23 protein-coding genes are annotated in these 25,184 nt (G+C 69.4%); 8 read left to right on the top strand and 15 right to left on the bottom strand.

Translation table 11 applies throughout. The features are described from left to right. Positions 1–68: 68 nt before the first annotated feature. The 5 genes from ACIOSY_RS03045 to ACIOSY_RS03025 all read right to left on the bottom strand — a co-directional run bounded on the left by ACIOSY_RS03045 (position 69) and on the right by ACIOSY_RS03025 (position 6,007). A complete protein-coding gene (locus ACIOSY_RS03045) occupies positions 69–1,070 on the bottom strand; it encodes an ABC transporter permease (RefSeq protein ID WP_400848778.1) in 1,002 nt (333 codons plus the stop codon). Next, complete coding sequence (locus tag ACIOSY_RS03040) at positions 1,070–2,392, bottom strand: glycine betaine/L-proline ABC transporter ATP-binding protein (RefSeq protein WP_400848775.1); 1,323 nt, start codon at positions 2,390–2,392, stop codon at positions 1,070–1,072. Before ACIOSY_RS03040 ends, ACIOSY_RS03045 begins: the two co-directional genes overlap by 1 nt. Before the next feature lie 391 nt (positions 2,393–2,783). After that, positions 2,784–3,917: a class I SAM-dependent methyltransferase gene (locus ACIOSY_RS03035; protein ID WP_400848772.1), complete on the bottom strand. Its 1,134-nt coding sequence runs from the start codon at positions 3,915–3,917 to the stop codon at positions 2,784–2,786. Positions 3,918–4,015: 98 nt separating this feature from the next. Then, a complete protein-coding gene (locus tag ACIOSY_RS03030; protein WP_400848769.1) occupies positions 4,016–5,374 on the bottom strand; it encodes an amino acid aldolase in 1,359 nt (452 codons plus the stop codon). Between the two features lie 51 nt (positions 5,375–5,425). Then, a complete protein-coding gene (locus ACIOSY_RS03025; RefSeq protein WP_400848766.1) occupies positions 5,426–6,007 on the bottom strand; it encodes a helix-turn-helix domain-containing protein in 582 nt (193 codons plus the stop codon). A gap of 74 nt (positions 6,008–6,081) precedes the next feature. Between ACIOSY_RS03025 and ACIOSY_RS03020 the strand changes: the two genes are divergently transcribed. After that, positions 6,082–7,413 (top strand): MFS transporter, encoded by a 1,332-nt coding sequence (locus ACIOSY_RS03020; RefSeq protein WP_400848763.1) that lies wholly within the window; start codon positions 6,082–6,084, stop codon positions 7,411–7,413. Positions 7,414–7,445: 32 nt separating this feature from the next. On the opposite strand, the gene ACIOSY_RS03015 is transcribed toward ACIOSY_RS03020, so the two are convergent. Continuing rightward, positions 7,446–7,664 (bottom strand): SCO4848 family membrane protein, encoded by a 219-nt coding sequence (locus ACIOSY_RS03015; RefSeq protein ID WP_400848760.1) that lies wholly within the window; start codon positions 7,662–7,664, stop codon positions 7,446–7,448. A gap of 337 nt (positions 7,665–8,001) precedes the next feature. On the opposite strand from ACIOSY_RS03015, the gene ACIOSY_RS03010 reads away from it, so the two are divergent. The 5 genes from ACIOSY_RS03010 to ACIOSY_RS02990 all read left to right on the top strand — a co-directional run bounded on the left by ACIOSY_RS03010 (position 8,002) and on the right by ACIOSY_RS02990 (position 14,308). After that, positions 8,002–8,622, top strand: a complete 621-nt coding sequence (locus ACIOSY_RS03010) for an RNA polymerase sigma factor (protein ID WP_400848757.1) — start codon at positions 8,002–8,004, stop codon at positions 8,620–8,622. Continuing rightward, the gene (locus tag ACIOSY_RS03005) at positions 8,619–9,074 is read left to right on the top strand and encodes a hypothetical protein (protein WP_400848754.1); all 456 of its coding nucleotides are present in this window, start codon (positions 8,619–8,621) and stop codon (positions 9,072–9,074) included. The genes ACIOSY_RS03010 and ACIOSY_RS03005 overlap by 4 nt, the downstream gene beginning before the upstream one ends. A 112-nt stretch (positions 9,075–9,186) precedes the next feature. Then, positions 9,187–10,740 (top strand): S8 family peptidase, encoded by a 1,554-nt coding sequence (locus ACIOSY_RS03000; protein WP_400848751.1) that lies wholly within the window; start codon positions 9,187–9,189, stop codon positions 10,738–10,740. A gap of 270 nt (positions 10,741–11,010) precedes the next feature. Continuing rightward, entirely contained in the window at positions 11,011–13,461 is a 2,451-nt protein-coding gene (locus ACIOSY_RS02995; RefSeq protein ID WP_400848748.1) for a CHAT domain-containing protein, read from the top strand. A gap of 253 nt (positions 13,462–13,714) precedes the next feature. Continuing rightward, positions 13,715–14,308, top strand: coding sequence for a short chain dehydrogenase (locus ACIOSY_RS02990; RefSeq protein ID WP_400848745.1), 594 nt, complete (start codon positions 13,715–13,717; stop codon positions 14,306–14,308). Positions 14,309–14,314: 6 nt separating this feature from the next. Here ACIOSY_RS02990 and ACIOSY_RS02985 read toward each other — a convergent pair whose 3' ends face one another. Then, positions 14,315–14,614, bottom strand: a complete 300-nt coding sequence (locus tag ACIOSY_RS02985; RefSeq protein WP_400848742.1) for a chorismate mutase — start codon at positions 14,612–14,614, stop codon at positions 14,315–14,317. Between the two features lie 64 nt (positions 14,615–14,678). On the opposite strand from ACIOSY_RS02985, the gene ACIOSY_RS02980 reads away from it, so the two are divergent. Next, entirely contained in the window at positions 14,679–15,887 is a 1,209-nt protein-coding gene (locus ACIOSY_RS02980) for an AI-2E family transporter (RefSeq protein WP_400848740.1), read from the top strand. Positions 15,888–15,976: 89 nt separating this feature from the next. Here the strand turns inward: ACIOSY_RS02980 and ACIOSY_RS02975 are convergent, their stop codons facing one another. The 8 genes from ACIOSY_RS02975 to ACIOSY_RS02940 all read right to left on the bottom strand — a co-directional run bounded on the left by ACIOSY_RS02975 (position 15,977) and on the right by ACIOSY_RS02940 (position 24,031). Then, positions 15,977–16,897, bottom strand: coding sequence for an ABC transporter substrate-binding protein (locus ACIOSY_RS02975; RefSeq protein ID WP_400848737.1), 921 nt, complete (start codon positions 16,895–16,897; stop codon positions 15,977–15,979). A 63-nt stretch (positions 16,898–16,960) separates the two neighbouring features. Then, a complete protein-coding gene (locus tag ACIOSY_RS02970) occupies positions 16,961–17,695 on the bottom strand; it encodes an ABC transporter permease (RefSeq protein WP_400848734.1) in 735 nt (244 codons plus the stop codon). Beyond that, entirely contained in the window at positions 17,692–18,372 is a 681-nt protein-coding gene (locus ACIOSY_RS02965; RefSeq protein WP_400848731.1) for an ABC transporter permease, read from the bottom strand. Before ACIOSY_RS02965 ends, ACIOSY_RS02970 begins: the two co-directional genes overlap by 4 nt. Continuing rightward, on the bottom strand, positions 18,369–19,235 hold the full coding sequence (locus ACIOSY_RS02960; protein ID WP_400848728.1) for an ABC transporter ATP-binding protein: 867 nt from the start codon (positions 19,233–19,235) through the stop codon (positions 18,369–18,371). The genes ACIOSY_RS02965 and ACIOSY_RS02960 overlap by 4 nt, the downstream gene beginning before the upstream one ends. 54 nt (positions 19,236–19,289) lie before the next feature. Further along, the gene (locus ACIOSY_RS02955; protein WP_400848725.1) at positions 19,290–19,592 is read right to left on the bottom strand and encodes a DUF427 domain-containing protein; all 303 of its coding nucleotides are present in this window, start codon (positions 19,590–19,592) and stop codon (positions 19,290–19,292) included. A gap of 169 nt (positions 19,593–19,761) precedes the next feature. Further along, positions 19,762–21,195 carry a dihydrolipoyl dehydrogenase family protein gene (locus tag ACIOSY_RS02950; protein WP_400848723.1) on the bottom strand — a complete coding sequence of 478 codons (1,434 nt, stop codon included), beginning with the start codon at positions 21,193–21,195 and terminating at the stop codon, positions 19,762–19,764. 405 nt (positions 21,196–21,600) lie between these two features. After that, complete coding sequence (locus ACIOSY_RS02945) at positions 21,601–22,734, bottom strand: lactonase family protein (RefSeq protein WP_400848720.1); 1,134 nt, start codon at positions 22,732–22,734, stop codon at positions 21,601–21,603. A 10-nt stretch (positions 22,735–22,744) separates the two neighbouring features. Then, the gene (locus ACIOSY_RS02940; RefSeq protein WP_400848717.1) at positions 22,745–24,031 is read right to left on the bottom strand and encodes an adenylosuccinate synthase; all 1,287 of its coding nucleotides are present in this window, start codon (positions 24,029–24,031) and stop codon (positions 22,745–22,747) included. Positions 24,032–24,208: 177 nt separating this feature from the next. On the opposite strand from ACIOSY_RS02940, the gene ACIOSY_RS02935 reads away from it, so the two are divergent. After that, positions 24,209–25,135, top strand: coding sequence for a DMT family transporter (locus ACIOSY_RS02935; protein WP_400848713.1), 927 nt, complete (start codon positions 24,209–24,211; stop codon positions 25,133–25,135). Positions 25,136–25,184 lie beyond the last annotated feature (49 nt).

Raw genomic sequence — 25,184 nt, 5'->3', positions numbered from 1 at the left:
ATGCTGCGGTATCGATCTGCCGTCTTCCCGAGCCTGGGAAGGTGACCTTCGATCCCGCGGAGGGAAAGTCATGCGGTGGTGATGGGTGCGCGGCGCGGCGAGGCCTCATCCGCAGCATCCGGCGCTTCCATGGCCGATGCCGACGCGGATGCCGACGCCGACGCCGATGCCGACGCGGATGCCGACGCCGAACGGCTGCTGTTGCGGCGACGGGCGAGCATGCCCAGTAGCGACGACCGGTTCTGGCCGAGCGTTCCGAGCGCGGCGGTGACGCGGTCGAGGAAGACCGCGATGAGCACGACGCCCAGGCCTGCCTCGACACCCTTGGCGATGTTGATGGTCGAGATCGCTTCGACGACGAGCTTTCCGAGTCCGTCGGCTCCCGCCATTCCGGCGATGACGGCCATCGACAGCGCGAGCATGATGACCTGGTTGATGCCGGCGAGGATGGTCGGCATCGCGAGGGGCAGCTGGATGCCGCGCAGGATCTGGCCCGGCTTCGCGCCGAACGCCTGTCCGGCTTCGACGGTCTCGGAGTCGACCCCGCGGATGCCGAGCTCGGTCAGTCGCACGCCCGGGGGCAGCGCGAAGATGACCGTCGCGACGAGTCCGGGAACCACGCCGATGCTGAAGAACACGATCGCGGGGATCAGGTAGACGAAGGCGGGCATCGTCTGCATGAAGTCGAGCACCGGCTTGAGCACGGCGCGAACCGTGTTGTTGCGGGCCGACCAGATGCCGAGGGGCACCGCGATGAGCACGGCGATCACGGCGGCGACGAGCACGAGCGCGAGGGTTTGCATCGCGGGAACCCAGAGGTTCATGGCGACGATCAGGCCGAACGAGATGATCGTGCCGATCGCGAGCTGCCACGAGCGCACCAGCCAGGCGATGAGTGCGGCGATCACGATGATCACGGCGAAGTGGGGGGTGAGCAGGATGCTGGTCAACCCGTCGACCAGGAAGCTGACGACGAACGAGATGCCGTCGAGCAGGCCGTCGAGGTTCTGCTTGATCCAGTCGACGCCCGACGCGACCCACGTGCCGAGGGGAATGCGGAAACCATCCATCAGCGCACCTCCTCATTCGTTGCGGCCCCTGAGCCCGTCGAAGGGCCCGTCGTGGGCTCGGCCGTCCATCCGTCGTCGAGCACGGCGTCGATCTCGGCCTGCGGCATCGGCAGCAGCGGGAGGGTGAGTTCTCCGGTGGCGCCGGGTCCGGGGCCGAGGGCGGCGAGCAGGGTCACACGGGGGATGACACCGGTGAGGCGACCCGTGGCATCGACGACCGCGAGCGGCACCGGTGACTCGACCGAGGGCACGAACAGGTTCATCAGCACCTCGTCTTCGCTCACGCTCTGCGGCACGGGCTTGATGATCGAGGCGAGGGTCGAGACGCCCTGGCGCACGAGCTTGACGGCATCCCGGTCGGTGACGATGCCGACCAGCTGGCGGTCGCGTCCGACGACGTAGGTCGCCGACATGTACGCGTCGCGCATCTGGCGCAGGGCCGTGCGCGGTCCGGCCGACTCGGCCACCACGGGGCGCGGGCGCTCCATGACGTTCGCGGCGGTGAGCACGCGGGCACGGTCGACGTCTTGCACGAACTGCTCGACGTAGTCGTTGGCAGGGTCGGTGAGGATGTCTTCGGGGGTGCCGATCTGCACGATGCGTCCGTCGCGCATGACCGCGATGCGGTCGCCGAGGAACATTGCCTCGTTGAGGTCGTGCGTGATGAACACGATGGTCTTGTGCAGCTTCTGCTGCAGCTCGAGAAGCTGCTCCTGCATCTCACGACGGATGAGCGGGTCGAGGGCGCTGAACGCCTCGTCCATGAGCAGGATGTCGCTGTCGGCGGCGAGGGCGCGGGCGATGCCGACGCGCTGCTGCATTCCACCCGAGAGTTCGGACGGCATCTTGTCGCCCTGGCCCTCGAGGCCGACCAGCGACAGGATCTCGGTGGCCTTCGCAATGCGCTCGGCCTTGTCGACGCCCTTGAGTTCGAGCGGGTAGGCGACGTTCGCGGCGACCGTGCGGTGGGGCAGCAGGGCGAAGTGCTGGAAGACCATCGACACGCGATCGCGGCGAATCTCGCGCAGACGCGACGCCGGGATGCCGGTGATCGGGTCACCGTTCACCGTGACCGATCCGTCGGTGGCACCGTGCAGGCCGTTGAGCATGCGGATGATGGTGGACTTGCCCGATCCGGACAGCCCCATGATGACGAAGATCTCGCCACGGTTCACCGAGAAACTGGCGTCGATGACGGCGGCGGTTCCGGCATCGGAGACGTCGGTGCGGCTCTCGCCGGCCTTCAGACGACGGACGGCCTGGTTCGGATTCTTCCCGAACACTTTGAATAGATTGCGCGCTTCTAGAACGGTTTCGGACACGTTTCCCCTGCGGCTCGCCTTCGGGTGGCTGAGCCTGCTTCGGTTACGCCCGGGTGATGATCTCAAGGCCGTTCGACATGTCTGCTGTGGCGGCACGGACGGCGGATTTCGGATCCGCCGCGATAGAGCATCGACCGTACGTCCACGCCTCTTCGCAGCACAGCTCAATCGAAAGAAGGACGCGGTCGCGGACTGGTCTTCGGGCCGTCAGGCCCACAGACCAACGTAACGAAATGGCTGATCAGGGGCAAGTCCACATCTGGGCATACCGGTTCGAATGCCCCGCTGACCGGGGATTGCTTGGGCATGAGCCCGGGCGCGTGAGGGGTCAGAACACGCCGTGTCGAGGCATCCGGAAGCGGCGTTTCGTGACCCCTCAGCCCCGGCGGGATCAGCGGCGGATGCTGCGCGTCACCGTGAACTTCGGCGTGCGGTGCAGCTGCTCGGTGTCGCCCACGATTCGGGTGAGTTCAGCACGGTATCCGAGCGACGAGTTGAAGACGGTGAAGAGCTCTCCGCCGGGGCGCAGGAGGCGTGCAGCGGCCTCGAACAGACGGGTCGCCGCACCGGAGTGGATGCTCGTACCGAGGTGGAACGGCGGGTTCAGCATCACGACGTCGGCCCACCCGTCGGGCAGCTCCGACCCCGCATCGTCGTGCGTCACCGTGACGCGTTCATCGACGCCGTTGGCTGCGGCGGTGGCGCGGGCGGAGGCGACCGCGGCGGCCGACCGGTCGGTCGCGATCACCTCGGCCTCGGGGTGAGCGAGAGCGTAGGAGACGGCGAGCGCACCGGTGCCGCAGCCGAGGTCGATGACGCGCCACGGGGTCTGAGACGCCCCGCCACGCGAACCCCCGAGCACGTCGAGCAGCACGCGCGTGCCGATGTCGAGGCGGGCTCCGGCGAATGCTCCGCCGTGGGCGACGAGCGTCAGCCCCTCATGCTGCGCGGTCACCGGGAAAGGCAGTGCGACCGGGACTTCTCGCGGTTCCGATGCGACGATCAGCCGCGACTTCCGTTCGGCGCGCTGCGCCTGCACCACACCGAAACTGCGCCCGAGCGCCTCATTCTGCGCGAGGGTCATGTGCTTGACGCGCCCGCCGGCAACGAGCACCGGGTCGGGCGCGGCCCAGCGGGCCACGGCATCCGCGATCTCCTCCAACTCGGCGAGCGCTTTCGGCAGCTGCAGCAGCACGACTCGCGCGCCGTCGAGCAGCGCCGCATCGAGCTCGTGCGCGGCGAACCCGTCGATTCCCAGCTCGGTGGCGTTGCGAGTGAGCGCCCGGCGTCCGGTCGCCAGATCCTGATGCACGCGGATGCCTCGCATCCCGGCATCCGTCAACGCCAGCGTGATCGCGCCGTACTCGTCTCCGATGACGGCGATCTGCGACCCGTCGATGCCGCGTTCCGCGGCGAGCGCGAGCGCCCGGTCGACGAGCAGCAGGTCGGTCGCGTCGTACGCCTGCAGGTTGTCGGCTTCGACATCGGGCCACCGACGCAGGCGGCTGTAGGGGAACTCCGGCACCTGTTCACTGTACGCGGGGCGGGGTTCGGGCGCTTCGACAGACTCAGCGACCCACAGGCGCGGTCCGTGAGCGAGCGCAGTGAGACAAAGTGTCGGCCTCAGAAGAACGTGCGCACCAGCTCCACGATCCGGTCGGACCCGTCGCCCTCGACCACGGGCAGGAAGTGCCACTTGTCGAACGCGGTGCACGGGTGCGAGAGCCCCAGCACGACGACGTCACCGATCGTGACGTCGGCGTCGCGCAGGAAGGTGTGCTGGTCGTTCATCGACGGAATGGATGCTCCGCCTTGCCGGGCGGACTTCTCACTGTTGGGCGGAGAAATCTCAGCCGATTCTCCGCCCAACGCGGAGTTTTCCGCCCGTCTCGACGAAGCGCGCGCCCCGCCGAGGTCCTCGGCGACGCCGAGCACGACCGGCAGCCCCTCATCGAACGGGAAGTCGCGCTTGCCTCCGTCGAGCAGCGCGAGCGCGGGTTCGGGGTGCGAGACGACTCGGGCGTATCCGCGCATGGCCGAGCGGAGCATCCCCTCGCCCGGCACGGCACCGGCATAGGTCTCGTCGAGCGGGGAGATGCCGCGGTAGAAGCCGTCGTCGTGCACGATGTACGCGCCCGAGCGCAAGGTGAAGCGCGTGCGGGAGTCTCGGGCGATCGCGGGCGCGTAGACCTCGGCGACCAGGTCGAAGTAGGCGCTGCCGCCCGCGGTGACGAACACGTCGCCCTCGTCGTACAGGTCGCCGAGGGCGTCGTGCACGACGAGCTGGTCGGCGAGGTAGGCGCGCACTGCGGCGAGCGCGGCATCCGACCGGTCGTGTCCGAGGGCGCCCTCGTAGCCGGCGACGCCGGCGAGACGCAGCACGTCGGATGCCGCGATCCGGCGTCCGATCTCGATCGCCGCGTCGATGCTGCGCGCGCCGGTGCGGCCGCCCGCGGCACCGAGTTCGACGCACACGTCGACCCGACGCGGCACGCCGACCTCACGGAGGGCGCGCTCCATGGCGTCGACGGTCTCGAGGGAGTCGGCCCAGCTCACGAAGCGGAAGTCGCGGTCGGCGAGCTCGCCCGCGAGCCAGCGCAGCGAGCGCGGATCGACGACGGCGTTCGCGAGCATGACGCTGTCGAGGCCGAAGGTGCGGGCCGTGCGCACCTGGCCCATGGTCGCGAGCGTGATGCCGGGGCATCCGACATCCAACTGCCGCTGCCAGAGCGCGGGGGCCATCGTCGTCTTGCCGTGGGGCATGAGCTCGAGTCCGCGGGCGGTGGTCCAGGCGGCCATGACGGCGAGGTTGTTGCGCATCGCGGCGTCGTCGAGGGCGATGATCGGCGTCCAGAACTCCGACAGTCGCGGCCCGGTCGCGAGGAACTCGTCGACCGTGTGGCCGATCGCACGCTGCGGGATGCCTTTGTCGCGTGCCGTGAGACGCTCGGCGCCCCACCCGTCGTGCAGAAGCCGAGCCATGGGGTGTCCTTCGCGTGCGATTCGTCGGGGTCCTTACGAATCTACGGGATGTCAGATGGTGTCGTCGGCGGCGATCAGGTCGATCTGCCAGTGTCGACCCGCGGGGTCATCGTCGTCATGCTTCTCGTGCGCCTCGTCGAGCACATCGTTCACCCGCACCATGGCGGCTTCGAACTCGGCCTCGGTCAGCCGGATCGTGCGCTGGCTGAAGCTACCGTGCACCTCGGCCGTGCGGCCGGACACATACTCGGGAGTCCAGGCGACCACCCGCCGGAGCAGATCGCGGTGGTCTTCGACGATGGCGGCCATCACGGTCGTGCCGAGGGCCTCGTCGGGGACCGGATGCTCGGGTCCACCCACGTTGAGGGCCCCCTTCTTGGCCGCCCAGACCCGGTCGCGGCGATCGCGCGCGCGCTCAGGGGCTTCATCGATGAGCCCGGCATCCGCCAGCGCCCGCAGGTGGAAACTCACGCTGTTCGCCGGCACGTCGAGTTCGGCGGCGATGTCGGCGGCCCGCAGGTGATCGCGCCGGGCGAAGAGGCGCAGCATCTGACGTCGCAGGGGATGCGCGTACGCCTTGAGCATCGCGGAAGTCATCCACTCCGCATCCACACTGCTGCGCTCGTCGGCCATCCCTCGAGTGTATCCGCACCCGAAGTTGCGCAATAAGACTTGCGCAACTCTTCTTGCGCATCTACCATCGAGCCATGACCACCGTGACCGCTCCGCACCGATTGTGGCGCAACACCCGCTACCTCACCTGGCTCGTCAGCGACACGAGCAAGGGGCTCGCGGCCGCCCTGTTCGCCTTCGCCATCCCCCTGCTCGCCCTCATCATCACGAACGACCCCGCTCAGGCCGGCATCATCGCCGGCGCGGGACTGGTTGCTCGCCTGCTCACGACGCTCGTCGGCGGCATCCTCGCCGACCGGCACCGCCGCGTCGTGCTCATGCTCATCGGTTCACTGTTCGGCATCGTGCTCGCCGCCGCGTTCACGGTGCTGGCGGGCGTCGACGCCCTCACCTTCGGCACGCTGCTCGTGATCGACGTGCTGCTCGCCGCGCGCAGCGGCCTGTTCGACGTCGCCGGTGAGAGCGCGATCAAAGAGATCGTGCCCGACGATGCGATGGGGCGCGCGCAGGCGGCGAACCAGGGGAGGGATGCCGCGCTGCAACTCGCCGGCGGCCCCCTGGGCGGACTCCTGCTGGGCGTCGGCGGGTGGCTGGTCGGCGTCGTCATGACGCTGTGCCATCTGCTCGCGGCGGTCACCGCCTGGATGCTGGCCCGCACGATGCGCCGCGACGGCGTCGTCGACACGGGGGCGGATGCGGATGCTCCGCTCGCTCAGGAACCGGAGCGCAGCGACGAGACGAAGGGCCGCACCGCACCGCGCCCGAACGCCTGGGCCGAACTGCGCGAGGGATTCCGGTGGCTGTTCTCGCGCCCCGACCTCGGCGGCGTGCTGGCGATCGTCACGATCATCAACCTCGGCTTCAACGCCGCGATCACCACCACCATCTACGCGCTGCAGCAGGCCGGATACTCCGCACTGCTCATCGGCACCCTCAGCGCCATCATCGGCGGGTTCATGCTCGCGGGGGCCATCGTCGCGCCGTTCCTGGTGCCGCGCATCGGCGCCGGCATCCTGACGATCTGCTCACTCTCGGTCGTCGCCATCGGCGCCGTCGTGCTCTCGACCGTCACCGAGCCGTGGGCGATCGTGGTCGTGCTGGGCGTCGCCGTGCTGCTGATCCCCGCACTCAACGCCGGGATGATGGGGTACTTCATGGTCGCCACCCCGACGCGCCTGCTCGGTCGGGCCAACAGCGCGGCCGGGGTGCTCGGCATGGGGGCGATGCCCCTCGGCCCCCTGATCGCCGGATTCGGACTCACCTGGATCGGGCGCCAGAACACCATCCTCGTGTGCGCGGCGCTGTGCGTCGTCGCCGTCGCGCTGGCGCTGGGCAATCGCGCGCTGCGGGGACTGCCCGTCGAGTCGCGCTGGGCCGAGCACGCGAAGCAGTACGAGGTGCGCTGAGCAGCCGCCGCTTAGGCGGAAGCGGGGGACGCCTACAGGGCGCCGGTGAGCGCGGCGATGCCGACCAGCACCGAGACCAGCGCGAGCACGAGGGCGATCGAGATCAGCACCACGTGCACCTTCAGGAACGTCGTGGCCTTGCCGTTCGCGTCTTTCGCCCGCGGGTCGCGCGAGACCCGCTTGTAGAACTGCGGCCAGACGATCACGTTGAAGGCGGCGTTGAGGAAGAGCACGATGGCGAGAGGGATCACCTCTCCACCGTATCGGGGTCGGCCGGGGCATCCGCTCGGCCGCGGCCTGTCCCTAACTCAGGAAAAACGCGGCGGTTCGGGCCTAAATTGTCCCGTTCAGGACGCCGGGTGCGGTTTTTCCTGAGTTGGGTACAGCCGGCGCGTGTGACTTGCCAGTGGATCCCTGAGTTCGTCGAAGGGTCCCGTGCGGCGTGCTTCGACAAGCTCAGCAACCCAAGGGGACCGGCTCTCCGACCGGACTTCGCCCGCAGGCGGCACTTCTTGGACGCCGACCAACGGCGTCATGTATCAAGTACCCCTTGCCGTGCTCCTGGTAGGTGTGATCACAATGTCTTTCATGATCGACGGTGCACCCGGCACCGCGCTCGATCCTGCTTCGGACGACGGCCCCGCACGTTGGCAACACGCAGCGGACCTCTTCGACGCATGGCGCGAGGGCGACGGTCGCGCGATGGACGGGCTCGTCCGACTGATGACGCCCGTGCTCTGGCATGTCGTGCGGGCGTATGGGCTGGAGCGCACGCTCGCCGAAGACGTCGTGCAGACGACGTGGCTGCGCCTCGTGCGGGGTCACGTGCAGATCGCGGATGCCCGGGCGGTCTCGGCCTGGCTCACCACCACAGCCCGGCGCGAAGCGTGGAAGGTCGGCAAGGCGCACGGACGCATCGACACGACGGATGCCGATGACCTCGACGCCCTTCTTCCGGAGCAGGCCTCCGCCGAAGAGCATGCCGCGATCGCCGACGAGCGCCACCGGCTCTGGCTGGCCGTGCAGCGTCTCGCGGAGCGCTGCCAGCGACTGCTGCGCGTGATCGCCTTCGAGGACCGCCCCGACTATGCGCGACTCGCCGATGACCTGGCCATGCCGGTGGGGAGCATCGGCCCGACGCGGCAACGGTGCCTCGCGAAGCTGCGTGCGCTTCTCGACGTGTCTCCGAGTGCGGAGGCATCGACATGAACGCGCACGATGACGCCGCGGTCTTCGCGCAGCTACGGGCGATGTGGGGCGACACCGACCCGATGCCGGCGGGCCTGGTCGACCGCATCATCGCCGCGGTCGCGGCCGACGGGCTGACGCAGGAGTATGCCCTCCTGACCCTGATCGACGACAGACTCGGTGCCGTGCGCTCCGACTCCGATGCGCTGACCCTGCAGTTCAGCGACGGCACTACGAGCATCCTGCTGCATGTGACGAAGACCGAGAGCGGTCGCCGCCGCGTCGACGGGTGGGTCGACACGGCTGCTGCCGAGGTCGTGCTCACGCAGGGAGAGAAAACGAGGACGACCGCGCCGGCCGAGACCGGACGCTTCGTCTTCGACGAGGTGCCACCGGGACTCACCACGGTGCGCCTGACGACGACGGTCGGCGGCGAAGCCCGCACCCTGTCGACGCCGCGGTTCGAGCTGTGACGCAGTTCCAGCAATTCCAGCAGTGACGCAGTGATGTGCAGTGACGGTGCCCGGCGATCCGGCCGACGCCGTGGACGGGGAGCGGGCTCGACCCGCACGGAGAGGATGACGCATGGAGCAGCCGAGAGGGTGGAGCTGGCAGGACCGCGCTGAGGGGTCGATCCGCCGAGGGGCGGCGTTGGATCCGAGTGTGGAGCCGGTCGACGGCATCCGCGCCTATCCCACCGCCTACCTGCCGGAGCGTCTGCTGATCACGCAGGATCTGGCGAACGAAGAGGAGTACGACCGCGAGGTGCGCACGCTGCGCGACGCGGCCGACACGTTCGGGTGGATCCTCGAGATCGAGGTGCCCGACCGCGAGAACGGGCGCGAGCTGCTGCCCGGCGTGCCCGGTTTTCTGCGCGCGCATCTGACGACGCCCGACGAGCCGGGGCGGGGGGAGTCGCCGGTGGCTCCGGATGCCTGGCGCGTGCTGCAGCGCGCCCGCCGCATGTCGCGCTCCACGATGCCGCGCACGAGCCTCGAGCACGTGCTGTCGATCGACCCGGTGGGCCTCAATCCGTTCAGCCGTACGAATCCCTTCAGCCGCACCAACCCGTTCAGCCGCACCAACCCGGTGCGCGGAGAAGGTGCCGGAGGCAGCGACGACTATCTCGAGCCCGGACGCGGAGCGCGGCAACCGGTGAGCTGGCTGGGCCCCGCCCCGGTGCGCGGCCCGAAGCCGAAGAAGGGGCGCCGCGCGGTCGTCGCCATCCTCGACACCGGCTGCGGCGTGCACGACTGGCTGCCCGACGACATCGTCACCCGTCGTATCGAACTCGACGGTGTGCCGGTGGGCCTCACCGATGACGCCGATCCCGAGCGCTACCCCGACCTGTACGGGCAGCTCGACGGCGAGATCGATGCGGTCGCCGGGCACGGCACGTTCATCGCGGGCATCATCCGGCAGACGGCTCCGGATGCCGACATCCTCTCGGTGCGCGTCGCGGGCGCGCTCGGCGTGGTCGACGAGAGCAGCCTGCTGACGTCGCTCGGGCAGGTGGTGGAGCTGCTGCGCCGCTACCGCGAGAACCCGAAGACGGGGCATCCGATCGACGTGCTCAACCTGTCGCTGGGGTATTACCACGAGACCCCCACCGACGGTCTCTTCAGCCGCACACTCTACGCGCTGCTCGCGAAGGCGCGCGAACTGGGCTGCGTGGTGGTGTGCTCGGCGGGCAACGACGCGATCGACCGTCCGTCGTTCCCCGCGTCGCTGTGGCCGTGGCCGGGGGCCGACAACGGCATCCTGCCCGATCCCGGTGCCCCGCACGTGTCGGTCGGGGCGTTGAATCCCTCGGCGCGGTCGGTCGCCCTGTTCTCGAACGTGGGGCCGTGGGTGCAGCTGTATGCGCCGGGGGCGGCCGTGGTGAGCGCCTCGCCGGGGTTCGTCGGCGGGCAGCAGGCCATGACCCGGGCGGACTTCGACGGGCTGCGCCGCGAGACCATCGACCCCGACGACTACCGCGGGGGCTTCGCGGTGTGGAGCGGCACCTCGTTCGCCGCCCCGTACGTCGCGGGGCGGATCGCCGCGCACCTCGGCCCTGTTCCGGTGGCGGGGGCGGCGACGGATGCTCTCGCGACAGCGGTCGAATCGGTGACGCAGGGTCTGCCTGCGCCGGAGTAGACCGCCGCGGCGGGGGGGTGAGTCCCTGAGGCTGGGCGGGTCCCTGAGCCCGTCGAAGGGCCCCGCCCGCACCCCGTGGGGCGGAGATCTCGGCGTGGGGCGGAGAAATCTCCGTGCTATCTCCGCCGTACGCGGAGTTCTCCGCCCCACGCAGAGTCCCCGACCCGACGCAGACCTCCCGCCCAGCGCGGAGTTCTCCGCTCGACGCCTCGACGGCCCGCCGCCCCGCCCTCTTCCCCCAACCCCCGGTATACGGGCATTCTGGGGGGCATGCCCTTGTCCGCCAGCGAGCTGCACCGGCGCGGGGTCGAAGCAGCCAACGCCCGACGATTCGCGGCGGCGAGGCGGGCTCTCGACGCCGCCTCCGCGCGCACCGATGACCCCGATCTGCGCGCGCGCATCGACGGCACCGCCGCCTACGTGCTCGCCCAGACCGGGCAACCCTCCGCCGCCGAGCAGCTGTGCCGCGAGGCCCTCGAACGACCCGGCCTGAGCGACGGCACCGTGGCCGTGCTGAGCGGACAGCTGGGCACACTACTCATGCACGCGGGCACCCTCGGCGACGCGGAGTCGATGCTGACCCGCGCGATCGACGCGATCAGCATCAGCACCGGCGGCGCGCAGACCACCGAGCTCGCGAACTGCCTGATGAACCGGTCGATGGTGCGCATGCAGCGCCACGAACTCGAGGCCTGCACCGACGACCTGCACCGGGCCATCGCCATCTACGAGGCGACCGGCGACGACGAACCGCTCGCCGAAGCGCGGCACAACCTCGGATACGCCGCGCTGCTCGGCGGCGACCTGGTGACGGCGCTCGCTCTGATGACCCAGTCGCGCCCGGCGCTCGCGGCGACCAGCGATCTGGCGGCGGCGATCAGCGATCTCGATCGTGCCGAGGTGCTGCGCGACGCCGGGCTCACGACCGAGGCCGAAGAACTCCTCGGGCGCGTGGCGACCCAGTTCGGCGCCCAGCGGATGCTGCAGGCCCGGGGCGAAGCCGAGTTCCACCTGTCGCGATCGCTGCTGCGCCACGATGCCGCCGCCGCCGAGCGCATGGCCCACGCAGCGGCACGGCGCTTCGCGACCCTGGGCAGCGACGGCTGGGCCGCGCGCGCCGAGGCCGTGCGCCTCGAAGCGGGCATGCGCGCGCACCCCGGCCGAGCGCTGGACACGGCGGAGTTCGAGCGCACAGCGACGGCTCTGGCACGGGGAGGGTTTCGCACCGAAGCATCCGCTGTGCGACTGACCGCGCGGCGCGACGGATCGGGACGGATGCCCCGGCTCGACGACTCGGCCCCCACTCCGCTGCGGCTGCGCGCCTACGAAGTGCGGGCCGCCCGGGCAGCCGCGGCGGGGCGCACGGGCGCGGCGCTGCGCGCGGCGGCCGACGGACTCGACCTTCTCACCACGTGGCAGCAGTCGTTCGGAGCCCTCGACCTGCAGGCCTCGGTGGCGATGCACGGCACCGACCTGATGTTCGCGGGGCTGCGGGCAGCGGCTCGTTCCGCCGACCCGGACGTGCTGTTCGCCTGGGCCGAGCGCGCCCGGCACCTCAGTCACCAGGTCGCTCCGGTGCGTCCGCCGCGCGACGACGCCCAGGCATCCGATCTCGCAGAACTGCGGATGCTGCGCGCCGAACTGGCCGGGCACGACTGGACGACCGACCGCCGTGTGCGTCTGCTGCGCGACCGCGTGCGTGAGCGCCAGTGGTCGGGCACCGGCGCAGGATCAAGGCGCGACCGGATCGACCTCGCCGCCACACGCGAACTTCTCGATGCCGAAACGGTGGCGCTGTCGTACGTCTTCACGGGCGACGATCTGCTCTGCGTGGTGGCGACGGCATCCCGTTCCGAGGTCGTCACGCTGTCGTGGCCGCGCGTGCGCGCCGCGATGGACGGCCTGCGCGCCGACCTCGACGTGGCCGCGATGACCCGCGGCGGGCCGATGGCGGCGGTGATCGAGAAGTCTCTCACCGCACGCCTGCAGCGCCTGGATGACGAGCTGCTCGCACCGATGCGCACGGGCGCCGCACGCGCGGTGATCACGATTCCCGGAGTGCTCGCCGGTGTGCCCTGGGCGATGCTGCCCGGCATGCACGGCGTTCCGTTCACCGTGGCGACCTCGGTGTCGCGGTGGGCGGAGGTGCGAGAATCCGCGGTGGCGTCGGCTCCTCACCGGGTGGGATTCGCGGCCGGCCCCCGGGTGCCGCGCGGTGCCGAAGAGGTGCGTCGGGCGAGCGAGGCGTGGGCCTATCTCGACACCGCGCGGACCGTCCTGCTCGGAGCCGCGGCGGGCGTCGCCGATGTGACGGCGTTGGCCGGGGCATCCGATCTGCTGCATATCGCCGCGCACGGCCGGCACTCGGCCGACAATCCGCTGTTCTCCGGTTTCGAACTCGCCGACGGCACGCTGTTCGGATACGACGTCGACCTCATTCCCACCTCTCCCGAGACCGTGATCCTCTCGGCGTGCGAATTGGGCCGGTCGTCGGTGCGGTGGGGCGAAGAGGCGCTCGGCATGACGCGCGTCTGGCTGCACGCGGGCACCCGCTGCGTCATCGCCGCTCCCGTCGCCGTGCCCGACGACGTCGCGTGCGAACTGCTCAGCGCCGTGCACGTGAATCTCGCCGAGGGGTCGACCCCGGCATCCGCCCTCGCCGCCGCGTCGGTGTCGACCGGCCACCGGGCCCCCTTCCAGTGCCACGGCGCGGGTTTCTGAGAAATCTTCCGCTCGATGTATCACCAGGGGGCCGAGGCGCTCCTGTTCTTCGGAAGGTGTCGACGCGAAAGGCTCCGAGGGCAACGGGGTGGGAGGCGCGGTCGGCTGGGGAAGTCCGTTCACTGGGGAGTGCGGATGCGACAGGACACCGACTGCTCAGAGGACGCTGCGGACTATCCACGGCATCCTCGCGAGGGTCCGGCGGATGGGGACGCCGGGCCCTCGCACCACGTGGGGATGAAAGACTCGTGAGATGAAGACTGTGGTCATCGGAGCAACGGGCAACATCGGACGAGTCGTCGCCGACGCACTCGAATCACGCGGGCACGAGGTGATCCGCGCGTCGCGCAACGGCGAGGTGGCGGTCGACGTGACGGATGCCGCGTCGGTCGCGGCGCTTTTCGACACGGTGACCGACATCGATGCGGTCGTCGTGGCCGCGGGGTCCGTGCCGTTCAAGCACCTCACCGAACTCTCCCGCGACGACTATCTCTCAGCGTTCACGTCGAAGACGCTCTCGCAGATCGAGGTCGTGCGCCAGGCGATCGCGAAGCTCCGCGATGGCGGCTCGATCACACTGACCAGCGGGGTGCTATCGCGCGACCCGATCGCCACGGGCGCTGCCGCGGCAATGGCCAACGGGGCACTCGAATCGTTCGTGGTGACGGCCGCTGCCGAGGCGCCCCGCGGCATCCGCATCAACGCGGTCTCGCCCGACGTGCTCGAGAACTCCCCCGGCTATCACCAGCTGTTCGCCGGGCATCGCCCCGTCTCCGACGCGGAGATCAGCCGGGCGTACACGCTCGCCGTCGAGGGCCTCGTCACAGGGCAGACGATCACGGTCTGACGCGCGTCAACGCGCTTCGGCAGCCTCGGTGTGGTGGCGGATGACCTCGGCCACCACGAAGTTGAACCACTTCGCGGCGAACTCCGGGTCGAGGTGCGCCTCTTCTGCGAGCGCGCGCAGGCGGGCGACCTGCTGCTCTTCGCGGCCGGGATCGGATGCCGGCATCTCATGCTCCGCCTTGAGATGACCGACCTGCTGCGTCGCGCGGAATCGCTCGGCCAGCATGAAGATCAGCGCGGCGTCGATGTTGTCGATGCTGGCGCGGAGGCGCAGCAGCTCGGCCTGCGGGTCCTGGGGGGCGGTCATTCCCCCACTCTACGACGCGCGTCGCCGCCGATGCACGGCCTCATCGCACCGCTATCGTGAGCAGATGAGCACCGAACAGCCGCCGGCATCCGCGCCCTCCGACGACGTCGCGCCCGGCGACGGGTCGCCGAATCCCGGGTCGACGGATGCCCCGGCATCCGCCTCGACCACCACGATCGGCCCGCCGTCGAAAGTCGTGGAGCCGATGACTCCGAGCCGCTCGTTCTGGACCCGCATCGACCGGCCGTTCGTGTTCGGCTTCCTGGTGACGCTCGGCGGGCTCGGCGCGATCGTGATCGGCCTCGCGCTGACGAGCCTTTCGACCGTACTCATCTACATCGCACTCGCGATGTTCGCCGCCCTCGGCCTCGACCCGGCCGTGCGCTTCCTCGAGCGGCGCGGACTCTCGCGGGCGATGTCGGTGCTCGTGGTGATCCTCAGCCTGATCGTCGTCGTGGCGCTGATCCTGTGGATGATCCTGCCGATCGTGATCGAGCAGATCGCCAGCTTCGTGAGCTCGGTACCGGGCATGATCGCCGACTTCCAGCGCAGCGACATCTACGCGACGTTGAACGCTCAGTTCGGCGATCAGTTCCAGGGTCTCGTCGCCGATCTGCAGAAGTTCCTCACCGACCCCGGCAACATCGCGAGCATCGGCGGCGGGGCACTGAAGGTCGGCGCCTCCATCGCAACCGGCATCTCGGGCGCGATCGTGGTGCTGGTGCTGACGCTGTACTTCGTCGCCTCGCTCACGGGCATCAAGCAGAGCCTGCTGCGCCTCGTGCCGGCCCGCGACCGCACCCGCGCCGGCGACATCACCGACCAGATCACCGACTCGGTCGGCGGCTACGTCATGGGGATGGTCGTTCTCGCGTTCTTCAACGCGATCCTCGCGCTGCTGCTGTACACGTTCCTCGGGTTGCCGTTCCCGCCGCTCATGGCGACGGTCGCCTTCTGCATCACGTTGATCCCGCTCGTCGGCTCGGTGATGTTCTGGATCATCGGCACCGGTCTCGCGCTCTTCACCGACCCGGTCGGCGCCCTGATCTTCGGAATCGTCTACCTGATCTACATGCAGGTCGAGGCGTACGTCATCACCCCGCGCGTGATGAACAAGGCGATCTCGATCCCGGGATCGCTCGTGGTCATCGGTGCCCTCGCCGGTGGCACGCTGCTCGGTCTGCTCGGGGCTCTCGTGGCGGTGCCGGTCGCGGCATCCATCCTCATCATCATCAAGCAGGTCTGGGTGCCGAGGCAGGACGCGCGCGTGTAGTCGCGGGTGGGCTCGCCGCGCCCACCCCAGACGCAGAGGTGCCCGGACCCACCGGGCCCGGGCACCTCATGAACCGCTGATCGGTGAGATCAGATCAGGTCGTTGTCTTCGAGCCACTTCTTGGCGATGTCCTTCGACGACTGCTCGTCGACCGTGCTCAGCACGTTCAGCGAGACGAGCTCTTCGGCGGTGAGCTTGGCGCTGACCGCGTTGAGCACCTCGGAGATCTCGTCGGCGATGTCGCTCGACACGATCGGCACGACGTTCGACGAGATGATCAGGTTCTCGGGGTCTTCGAGGGCCACGATCTCTTCGGTCTCGAACGCCGGGTCGGCGGTGTAGATGTCAGCGACCTGGATCTCGCCGGCGAGCAGCGACTCGAGGGTGCTGGGGCCGGTGGCCGAGAAGCCGAGGTCGACACCGTAGACCTCCTTGGCGGCGGCCGGGTTGTACGGACGCTGCTCGAACTCGGGGGCGGCGCCGATCGTGACGGGCTCGGTGACCTTCGAGAGGTCGCCGATCGTGACGAGGTCGTTCTCCTCGGCGAAGCTCTTGAGCACCGTGTACGTGTCCTGATCGGATGCCTCGGCGAAGTCGAGTGCCGTCAGGCCCTCGGGAAGGACGTCTTGCAGGGCTGCGTAGACGTCGTCGGGGCTGGTCACATCGATCTCGTCGTCGGACAGGTACTCCAGCAGGCTGCCGGTGTACTCGGGGAAGACGTTGATCTCGCCGGACTCGACCTCGGGCATGTACGCGTCGCGCTGACCGATGTTGAGCTGCGTCTTGACGTCGTAGCCGGCGTTCGTGAGCGCCTGGGCGTAGATCTCGGCGATGATCTCGTTGGAGTAGTACGCCTGCGAACCGACGACGATGGTCTCGCTGTCGCCCGAGCCTGCGCTCGAGTCGGACGGCTCGTCGAGCGGGTTGCCACCGCAGGCGGTGAGTGCGAGTGCGGCCGCGGCGACCAGGCCGACGGCGAAGACGGAGCGCTTGCCTCGTGCTGTGAACATGGGACTTCCTCTTTTCTGGAACTGCTGTGGGGACGTGAGGTGCTGTGGACGGAGAGGTCGGGGTCAGGCCGCGGCGGATGCGGCGACCGGTGCGGCCACGCGGTCACCGCGACGACGGCGGGCGCGCGTGGCGTTGCGCAGGCCGGCGGGGACGGCTGCCCGCTGCGCAGTGGCGAGGAGCAGGTCGACGAGAAGGGCCAGCGCGGCGACGATGATCGCCCCGCCGAGCACCTGGTCGAAACGACGCAGGGGGATGCCCTGGATGATCGGCCAGCCGAGTCCGCCGAGGTTCACGTAGGCGGCGATCGTGACGGTCGCGATGACCTGCAGCAGCGCCGAGCGGATGCCGCCGACGAGCAGCGGCAGGCCGAGGCGAACCTCGACCTTCCAGAACACCTGCCACCCGGTCATGCCCATGGCCTTGGCGGCGTCGATCACGCGGCGATCGATCGCCTCGAGACCCGTGTAGGCGCCGGCCAGCAGCGAGGGGATCGCGAGCAGCACGAAGGTGATGACGGCGGCCTCGGGAATGCGGAGCACACCGAGCAGCAGCACGAGCAGCACCATCAGACCGAACGAGGGGATGGCACGGGCGGCGCCCGACACGGCGACAGCGAGCTCGCGGCCCTTGCCGGTGTGGCCGATGAGCCAGCCGAGCGGGAGCGCGATGGCCGCTGCGATCAGCACCGAGATGGCGGTGAGGGCCAGGTGCTCGGCGAGGAGCTTGGGGAGCGCGTAGTTGCCGGTCCACTGCGCGGGAGCGAACATCCAGGCGAAGGCTTCGGCGAAGAGGTTCATGCGGCGGCCCTCACGGGAACGGCCCGGCTCGCCGAGAGGCGAGAGGTGGCGGTGGTCCACGGCATGAGCGCGCGGCCGACGAGCAGCAGGATCAGGTCGATCACCAGCGCGATGATCACGACGGCGATGACGCCCGCGAAGACCTCGGCGATGATGCGGCGTTCGAGGCCGTTCGTGAACAGGTAGCCCAGGTTGGTGACGCCGATCAGGATGCCGACGGTGGCGAGCGAGATCGTGCTGACCGCCGTGACCCGGAGGCCCGCGAGGATCACCGGACCCGCGAGCGGGAAGTCGACCGCCCAGAACCGACGGAACGGCGCGAACCCGGTGGCCGTCGCCGCCTGGCGCACGTCGTCATCGACCGAGTCGAGACCGTCGGCGACCGCGCGCACGAGGATCGCGACCGCATAGATCGTCAGGGCGATCACGAGGTTGGTGGGACTGATCGCCGAGTAGCCGAGCGTCGCCGGCAGCAGGATCAGCAGCGCCAGCGACGGGATCGTGTAGAGCAGCCCGGTGAGGATGATGATCGGTCCGCGCACGAGCCGATACCGCCACGCCACCCATCCGAGCGGCAGCGACAGCACGAACCCCAGCACGATCGGCACGATGCTCTGCTGCAGATGCAGCGCGGTGAGCTCGAGGATCATCCCGAAGTTGTTGACGACCCAGTTCACGTGAGTCCGCCCTGCGCTGAGCCGCCGGCGACGGCATCCGCTTCTTCCGGAGCGTCGACGATCGACCCCTGCGTGCGACCCTCGGAATCGACGACGACGGTGCCGTGCGGCGTCTGCTTGAGGTGCAGCGCACGGCGGCCGCGGTCGGCCCCGATGAACGCCGAGACGAAGTCGTCGGCCGGGTTCTCGATGATCTCACTGGGCGTGCCCACCTGAACGATGCGCGCACCCTTGTCGAGGATGACGACCTGGTCGCCCAAGAGGAAGGCCTCGTCGATGTCGTGCGTCACGAAGACCACCGTCTTGTCGAGCTCGTGCTGCAGGCGGATCGTCTCCTGCTGCAGGTCGGCGCGCACGATCGGGTCGACCGCGCCGAAGGGCTCGTCCATCAGCAGGATGTTCGGGTCGGCAGCGAGCCCGCGGGCCACGCCCACGCGCTGCTGCTGGCCACCCGAGAGCTGACTCGGATACCGCTCGGCGAGCGCCTGGTCGAGCCCGACCGTGTCGAGCAGCGTGCGCGCGCGTTCATGCGCCGCAGCCTTCTTGACACCCGTGAGCCGCAGCACCGTCGCGACGTTGTCGATCACGGTGAAGTGCGGCATGAGTCCGGAGTTCTGCATGACGTAGCCGATGCGCCGGCGCAGCTGCACCGGGTCTCCGCCGAGCACGCTCTCGCCATCGATCTCGACCTCGCCCGACGTGGGTTCGACCATCCGGTTGATCATGCGCAGCAACGTGGTCTTGCCGCAGCCCGACGAACCGACGAACACCGTCGTCTTGCGCGACGGCAGCACCAGGCTGAAGTCTTGGACGGCGAGCGTTCCGTCGGGGAACTGCTTCGTGACGTTGCGGAACTCGATCATGGCTGGTCTCCAGTCGGGGGATCGATGAGAGCAGGTGCGGATGCCGTCGGCCGGTCAGGCCGAGACGTCCACCCCCGGGGCGAAAGCGACATAGCCCGAGTAGTCGCCGCCCACGCGCTCGAAGCCGGCGGGATAAGGCGTCGGGTACGACCACGCGAGGTCTTTGTGCAACTCATCGCCCGCCTGCACCGAGAAGTACTGCGCGGCGCCCTTCCACGGACAGGTGTAGGGCGTGGGGCTCTCGACGAGCGCCCCGGGCGTGATCGAAGCTGGCGGGAAGTACCAGTTGCCTTCGATGCGGAAAAGATCGCTTTCGTCGGCCTCGGCGATCACGGTTCCTGCGAGTACAGCCTTCATGGTCCTGCCTCCTGGGATGTGGGTTAGAGCGTATAAGAGGTCTGCGACATTGGGTTCGGGGTTGCGCTCCCGACCGTCAATGTGGGAAACAATCCGATTTCCGTGCGCACGGAATCGCAGTGCCTCCGTGATCTGTTCGGAGCGGATGCCGATTCGGATCGGATGCCGTTCACGCCGAAGCCCGCCCGTAGCCCTCCAGCAGGCGCAGCCAGATCTCGCTGACCGTGGGGTACGACGGCACGGCGTGCCAGAGGCGCTTGATCGGCACCTCTCCCACGATCGCGATCGTCGCCGCCTGCACGAGCTCGGCCACCTCGGGTCCGACGAAGGTCGCCCCGATCACGACATCGCGGGCGGTGTCGATGACGAGACGGGCCTGTCCGTCGAACCCGTCCTCGTAGAGGCTCGCGCCGGCGATCGATCCGAGTTCGTAGTCGACGACCGCCACCTCGTGGCCGGCCTCGTGGGCGTCCTTCTCCGTCAGCCCCACCGACCCCACCTCGGGAATCGAGAACGTCACCTGCGGCACGGCGGCGTGATCGGCCGTGGCCGCATGCTTGCCCCAGGCGCCGTCATCCACCGTCTCGCCGAGCGCCCGCGCGGCGATCACATCGCCCGCCGCCCGCGCCTGGTACTTGCCCTGGTGGGTCAGCAGCACGCGGCCGTTGACATCGCCCACCGCGTACAGCCAGTCCGATCCGGGCACGCGCAGCGTGTCATCCGTCGTGATCCACCCGCCCGGCTCCAGACCCGCGGTCTCGAGTCCGATGTCGCCGCTGCGCGGAGAGCGACCGGTCGCGACCAGAACCTCCGCCGCCGTCACCTCGCTGTCGTCGTCGAGCGTGATCGTCACGCCGGCCTCATCACGGCGCACGGCCGTCGTTCCGGTGTTCAGACGCACGTCGACACCCAGCTCGCGCAGACCCGCGGCAACGCGCTCGCCCGCGAACGGCTCCATCGTGGTCAGTAGTCCGCTGCGCGCGATGAGCGTGACCGTCGAACCGAGCGCGGCATACGCCGTCGCCATCTCGACCGCCACGACCCCGCCGCCGATCACGGCGAGGGAGTCGGGCAGTTCCTCGGCGCTCGTGGCCTCGCGGCTCGTCCACGGAGACACATCACGCAGACCGGGGATCGGGGGGATGACGGCATCCGACCCCGTACTGATCGCGACCGCGTGGCGGGCGTGCAGCACACGCGTGCCACCGTCGGAATCGGTCACCGTGACCTCGCGCTCACCCGAGAGGCGGCCGTGGCCGCGGGCCAGGTCGATGCCCGCGGAATCCAGCCACTTGACCTGGCCGTCATCCGACCAGTTGCTCGTGAAGGAATCACGGCGGTCGAACACCGCGCGCACGTCGAGGGTGCCGGTCACGGCCTCTTTCGCACCGGCCACGTGCTGGGCCGCGCGGAGCGCCTGCGCTGACCGCAGCAGGGCCTTCGAGGGCATGCACGCCCAGTACGAGCACTCGCCGCCGACGAGCTCGCTCTCGACGATAATGGCCGTGAGACCGCCCTGCACGGCGCGGTCCGCGACGTTCTCGCCGACCGGACCTCCGCCCAGCACGATCAGATCGTATTCGTTCGTCTTCTCTGCAGTCATGGTCGTGCCTCTCCGCCCAACAGTCTCGCTCAACAGCAACGCAGTGTCACGGGGTGGTTGTTCCCGGGCCTGCCGCGCGGCGTGTCGCGGCGGGCCGGGTCGAGTGGGTCGGCGGCTGTCCTCAACTCAGGACAGACGGCGGGGGATCCGCGGGCGAGGCGCCGCCGACCGCGTCGTTCCGGGCTCGCCGCGGCAAGGGGCAGCGGCGGGCGAGGCGACTGTCCTGAGTTAGGGCCGGAGTCTCACCGAACCGTGGCCGATGCGGGCCCGTTTCAGTTCATAACTCCTCAAAGATCAGCCGGTTCGGGCAAGAAACTGCCGATTCGGCCGCAGGAGCGGTCGTTCTTGCGGAGTTATGAAGACGCCCGCTCACGCACACGCCCGGCGGAGGCTGCTGCTGCGACCTCAGCGGCGCGGCAGGATGTGCGTCGGCGTGGGAGCCGGCGCCCGGTGACGGATGCCGAGGGGCGCACCCGTGCGATCGTCGAGGTCGATCAGGCTGATCGTGTCGGACCGCTGCCCCGCGACGACGAGCTTGCCCTCGAACACGAGGTGGTGTCGCGGCCAGTCGACGCCGGAGTCGGCGAGCGCGATCGACTCGAGCTGCTCGCCGCCGGCGCGCACTCGGAGCGCTGCGATCGTGTTGCTGCCGCGCAGCGCCGTGTAGAGGAATGCTCCGTCGCGGGTGCGGGCGAGCTCGGCGGGAAAGTCGAATCCGACCTCGGCGATCGGACTCGACAGAATCGATGAGACCACGCCCCAGGTGCCATCGGGTGCGGCGGCCAGGGTGAACACCTCGCAGGAGTACTCGGTCACCACATGCAGGTGCCCGCTGGGGTGGGCGACCATGTGGCGGGGACCGACGCCGAGGGGTAGCACGACCTCGTGGTCGAGGGTGAGCCCGGTCGCCGACGGGCGCCAGATGCGCACGAGGTCGAATCCGAGGTCGGTGGTGGCGATGCGTCCGTCGGCCAGGAACACCGCCGAGTGCGCGTGCGACGCCCGGTCGGGCAGGGAGTACGGGTCGGATGCTGCGACCCCGACGCCCGGCTTCGGAGCATCCGAAACACCGTCGCCAGCACCGTCGCCCGTCTCTTCGTCATACGACTCGTCGCCGAACAGGGCTGCGCGCAGCGCCGCCGCGGCATCCGCCTTCGCCCGCACGATGCGACCGTCGGCATCGATCCCGAACCGCACTACCCGCCCGTCGCCGTAACAGCTGGCGACGAGCGACGAGCCGTTCGGGGCGACCGCGATATGGCATACGGCCTCGCCCACGGGGATCGCTTCGCCCAGTGGCTTCAGCTTCTCTTCGCCCGTGCGCACGAACGCCTGCACGGCCCCGGAATGCTCGAGCGCCGCGTAGACCACATCGAGTGACGGATGCTGCGCCAGCCACGACGGCGAAGAGGCCCGTGCGGCGACCCCGCGGTAGCCGAGCGTGGTCGCCTCGCGGCCCTCGTCGCCCGCGAGCAGGCCGATGCCGTCGGCGGCACCGTCCATCTCGGGGCCGTACCCGCCGAGCCAGAATCGCGTCATGTCGAGGGCGTCAGTCGACCAGGTCGTGACGGACGATGACCTGGTCGCGCTCGGGGCCGACGCCGATCACCGAGATGCGCGTGTTGCTCATCTTCTCGAGGGCGAGCACGTAGTCCTGGGCGTTCTTCGGCAGGTCGTCGAAGGTGCGCGCCGTCGAGATGTCTTCGCTCCACCCGGGGAAGTACTCGAGCACCGGGGTCGCGTGGTGGAAGTCGGTCTGGTTGACCGGCACCTCGTCGAACCGCTGGCCGTCGACGTCGTAGGCGACGCACACGGGGATCTGCTCGAGTCCGGTGAGGATGTCGAGCTTGGTGAGCACCAGGTCGGTGATGCCGTTGACGCGCGTGGCGTAGCGCGTGATCGGGCCGTCGTACCAGCCGACGCGGCGCGGACGCCCGGTGGTGGTGCCGAACTCGAAGCCGCGCGAGCGCAGCCACTCGCCCTGCTCGTCGAACAGCTCGGTCGGGAAGGGACCGGAGCCGACGCGCGTCGTGTACGCCTTGACGATGCCGACGATGCGGTCGAGCGAGCCGGGGCCGACGCCCGATCCGGTGGCCGCGCCACCCGCCGTCGCCGACGACGAGGTGACGAACGGGTAGGTGCCGTGGTCGACGTCGAGCATGGTCGCCTGACCGCCCTCGAACACGACGACCTCGCCGCGGCCGAGAGCCTCGGCGAGCAGGTAGCCGGTGTCGGCGACCATGGGGCGTAGGCGCTCGGCGTACGAGAGCAGGTCTTCGACGACCTCATCGGCCGTGATCGCGCGACGGTTGAAGATCTTCACCAGCAGGTGGTTCTTCTGGTCGAGGGCTCCCTCGACCTTCTGGCGCAGGATGTTCTCGTCGAACAGGTCTTGCACGCGAATGCCGACGCGGTTGATCTTGTCGGCGTAGGCCGGTCCGATGCCGCGACCGGTCGTGCCGATCATGCGCTTGCCGAGGAAGCGCTCGGTGACCTTGTCGAGCGTGCGGTGGTACTGCGTGATGATGTGCGCGTTGGCGCTGACCTTGAGGCGGGAGACGTCGATGCCGCGGGCGCCGAGGGCTTCGAGCTCGTGGAACAGCACCTCGAGGTCGACGACGACGCCGTTGCCGATCACGGGGGTCACGCCGGGCGAGAGGATGCCGGAGGGCAGAAGGTGCAGGGCGTACTTCTCGTTGCCGACGACCACGGTGTGCCCGGCGTTGTTGCCGCCGTTGAACTTCACCACCCAGTCGGTGCGGTCACCGAGCAGATCGGTGGCCTTGCCCTTTCCTTCGTCGCCCCACTGCACGCCGACGATAACGATTCCTGGCATGGGTGTCCCCCTTGCTTTCGCCGGGTTTGCACCGGCTGATGAGCTGGCCCTTGTCGGGCTCCCCCATCCTATCGAAGGTGCCGACATCGCCCCCGGTGCGGGTCATGGCGGGATATCGACGGATGCTGTCGCTCCTGCGCATCGACGAATGTCGGAGGCCGATGACACCATCGGAGGATGTCGAAGACCGTTCCCGCCCGAGGCGGCACCCTCCCGAGCGCGCCGCCCAGGCAAGGCCCGCTCGTGCTCGTCGCCGCGCTGGTGACGGTGGTGCTCTGGGCGTCGGCGTTCATCGGCATCCGGGGCGCGGGCCCGCACTTCGACCCGGGCGCGCTCGCCCTGCTGCGCATGGCGGTCGGCAGCGTCGTGCTCGCGATCATCGCGGTGCGCCACGGCATCCGTCTTCCCGCCCGCAAGCACTGGTGGCTCATCGTCGTCTGGGGAGTCGGCTGGTTCTGCGTCTACAACCTGGCGCTCAACGCCGCCGAACGCACGCTCGACGCCGGCACCGCGGCGATGGTCGTGAACCTCGCGCCGCTCATGGTCGTCGTGTTCAGCGGGCTGTTCCTGCGCGAGGGGTTCCCGAAGCCGCTCGTCATCGGGGCGCCCATCGCCTTCCTCGGCGTGGTGCTCATCGGCATGAACTCGTCGACCAGCGAGGGCCCCGACATCACCGGTCTACTGCTCGCCCTGCTCGCGGCCGTGATGTACGCCGGGTGCACCCTCGTGCAGAAGCGTCTGCTGATCGCGGGCACCGACGCGACCTCTCTGACGTTCTTCGGTGCGGTCGCGGGAACCGTCGCGCTCCTGCCCTGGACGGGCAGCCTGATCACGGCGCTGCAGACCGCGCCGGTCGAATCCACGCTCTGGATCGTCTACCTCGGCATCTTCCCCACGGCGATCGCCTTCACCACCTGGGCGTACGTGCTGCAGCGCAGCACCGCCGGCCAGACCTCCGCGACGACCTACGTGGTTCCGGCGATCGCGATCCTCATGTCGTGGGCGATCCTCGGCGAGGTGCCGACGCCGCTCATGTTCCTCGGTGGCGCGCTGTGCCTGCTCGGCGTGCTCGTCACCCGGCTGCGGTGGGGGCGGAAGGGCTGAGGGCGGAAGGGCTGACGAGGCCGGCTCACGTCGGGGCATCTCCGCCTCG

The organism is Microbacterium sp. NPDC087665 (assembly GCF_044743285.1).
Lineage (GTDB): Bacteria > Actinomycetota > Actinomycetes > Actinomycetales > Microbacteriaceae > Microbacterium.
Note: the sequence above shows the minus strand (reverse complement) of the source record. Positions and strands in the feature narration are given on the sequence as shown.